Below are 2398 nucleotides of genomic sequence, written 5' to 3'. Positions count from 1 at the left end.
GTAACCGTCCGGCGAGTGACGTGTGGAGAGCGGTTGAAGACGGATGGGTGCCGTGTTCGGCGAGCGCCGCGACCGGAAGGGTGTTCAGGGCGGAGGTAGGAGGTGCGCCTGGGGCGGGTCCGTGGTCTGCCGCCGCTTCCACTCATGGGGCAGCAGTTCGCCGATGCGCGAGTGGGGGTGCGTCTGGACACGGAGCAGGACATCGGCCAGGTACGCCTCGGGATTGACGCCGTTGGCCTCGCAGGTGGCCACCAGTGCGTAGAGGCCCGCGAGATTCTCTCCAGCGGCCTCGTGGCCCACGAAGAGAAAATTCTTCCGGCCCAGCGCGGCCTTTCGTAGCGCCGCCTCCGAGCGGTTGTTGTCCAAAGGCAGTCTCTCGTCCTCGACGAAGCGAGTCAGCGCATCCCATTGCCTCGTCGCGTAGGAGAGGGCTTGCCCCAGCGGACTCTTCGGCGGATGTCGCGGCGCCTGGGCCGCGAGCCACGTCGAGAGACGCGCGAGGATGGGCGCGCTGGACTCCTGGCGCAGCTCCCGGTGCGCGGCGGTGCCCACGACGCCTCTGTCACGAGCCTGGGCTTCGACGCGGTAGAGCTCAAGGATGAGGTCCATCGCCTCGCGGGCTTGGGGTGCGGTGGGCAGTGCTTCGAAGAAGCGACGCCGCAGGTGGGCCCAGCACCCGACGCGCGTGCGGCCCTCCGGCAACGTCACCGCGTTGTAGCCGGTGTAGCCGTCCACCACGAGCGCGCCCGTGGTGCCGCCCAGCACGTCGGTAGGTGTCTTGCCCGCGCGTCCCAGGCTGAAGCGGTAGCCGATGAGCCACTCGCCCTGGGGCGTCTGGGTGAGAAACGTCCAGAGGTAGCCTCGGCGCGTCTTCTTCACGTCCAGCACCCGCAGCGGCGTCTCATCCGCCCACACCACCTCAGACGAGGCGATGCACCCCAGGAGGTGAGCGGCCAGCGGCCGCGCCACCGAGGCCGCCTGGTGGAAGAGGTCCGTCAGCGTGCTGCGGCTCATCGGGACTCCGCCTCGCTCCATCCGCTGTGCCAGGCGGTGCAGTGGCATCGCGTCCGCGCACTTGGAGACGACGACGTGCGCCAGCAGGCCCGGGCCGTACTCGCCCTTGTCCACCACCTTGGGTGGTGCGGGCGCGGTGACGACGCCTCGGCCGCAGGTGCACGCCAGCACTTCTTGCACGTGCACCTGCTTCTCGAAGAAGGCCGGCACGTGCTCGTACACCACCGTCCGGCGCCCCTCTCCCAGGGGCTTCAATTCCTCGCTGCCGCACGCCGGGCAGTGCCTGTCTCCGGCGGGCACTTCGTGCCTGACTTCACGCTCCACCGCGGCGTCGGCCTTGCGGGCCGCTCGTGCGCGTCGCGTCTGCAGGGCCGCTGCCGCTCGGGCCCGCTGTTTCTCTGGGGAGTCCTGGCGGGCCTTCAGCTCCTCGGCCACGGGCGGTAGCTTCTCCGCCTTGCGGCCGAAGACATGGCGCAGAAGCGCGGCCATCTGCCCCTTCAGGGTGTCCAACTCCCCGCCGATGCGGCCCACCTCGGCCTTGAGCTCCTCGGCCTCCTCGCGCCAGGGGCAGAAGTGGTCTTGAGGCAGCTCGCGGGGCACCTCCAGGCCCATACCGCGCCGCCGCTCCCCGCGCTCGCGCCGGGCCGTCAGGTGGCCGTGCGGCCGGGAGGTGCCCAGGCAGACGGGCGTCGGACTTCCGCCACGTCGATGCCGTCCAGCAACATCGCCAACTGCGTCGCGTCCAGCGCCACCGTCCGCGCTTCCGTGTCCACCTTCGGCAGCCGGAAACGGCCCGTCTCCAGTCTTTTGTACAGCAGCACAAATCCGCCACGACTCCACGCCAGCACCTTGATGCGGTCCCCCCGCCTTGAGACGAAGGCGAACAGATGTCCGGAGTACACGTCCTCTCCCCATCCCGACTGCACCAGGGCCATCAACCCATCAATCGACTTGCGCATGTCCACCGGCTCGGTGGCCAACACCACGCGCACGGAGGCAGGCAGGGTGAACACGCTCTCACCTGCCCAGCGCGGTGAGGAGTCGGGCTACGTACCCGACGTCAGTGCCTGGTGAGAACCTCAGCCGCGCTCCACCAGGCAGCACCACCTCGAGCATCGCCGCGCTCGCTTGCGTCGTGCTCGCCACCTCCACCGGCAAGAGACGCACCGGACCGGCCCTACTGCTTCGCTGCCGTCGGCGCCGGTACACCCACGACTGCAGCGTGCTCAGCCTCACTCCTCGCCGCACGGAGAACTCCTTCTGCGTCAAGCCGCTCGCTTCGAACTCCTCGGCGACCTGGAACCACTCTTCACTCGCAACCGGCTTTGACATTCCGGCCAGGGTCCACCACCACCTCTACCCCTTCAATCCCTCCCGCCACGTC

At 69.2% G+C, this 2398-nt stretch carries 3 protein-coding genes; all 3 read right to left on the bottom strand.

Translation table 11 applies throughout. The features are described 5' to 3' along the window. Positions 1 to 84 precede the first annotated feature (84 nt). Genes tnpC through tnpA form a run of 3 tightly spaced genes read right to left on the bottom strand, consistent with a single transcriptional unit; the run spans position 85 to position 2346 of the window. Positions 85 to 1626, bottom strand: a complete 1542-nt coding sequence (gene tnpC, locus KRR26_RS36345) for an IS66 family transposase (RefSeq protein WP_217082181.1) — start codon at positions 1624 to 1626, stop codon at positions 85 to 87. A gap of 35 nt (positions 1627 to 1661) precedes the next feature. Further along, positions 1662 to 2027 carry an IS66 family insertion sequence element accessory protein TnpB gene (gene tnpB / locus KRR26_RS36340; RefSeq protein WP_217082180.1) on the bottom strand — a complete coding sequence of 122 codons (366 nt, stop codon included), beginning with the start codon at positions 2025 to 2027 and terminating at the stop codon, positions 1662 to 1664. Between the two features lie 4 nt (positions 2028 to 2031). Continuing rightward, positions 2032 to 2346, bottom strand: a complete 315-nt coding sequence (gene tnpA / locus KRR26_RS36335; protein ID WP_120211265.1) for an IS66 family insertion sequence element accessory protein TnpA — start codon at positions 2344 to 2346, stop codon at positions 2032 to 2034. Positions 2347 to 2398: the final 52 nt, after the last annotated feature.

The sequence above is a fragment of the Citreicoccus inhibens genome (assembly GCF_019039035.1).
Taxonomy (GTDB): Bacteria; Myxococcota; Myxococcia; order Myxococcales; family Myxococcaceae; genus Citreicoccus; species Citreicoccus inhibens.
Note: the sequence above shows the minus strand (reverse complement) of the source record. Positions and strands in the feature narration are given on the sequence as shown.

What these genes read in the sequence shown, in the direction of transcription:
- tnpA (WP_120211265.1), bottom strand. Translation starts at nt 2,346, where the DNA reads ATGTCAAAGCCGGTTGCGAGTGAAGAGTGGTTCCAGGTCGCCGAGGAG.
- tnpC (WP_217082181.1), bottom strand. Translation starts at nt 1,626, where the DNA reads ATGGGCCTGGAGGTGCCCCGCGAGCTGCCTCAAGACCACTTCTGCCCC.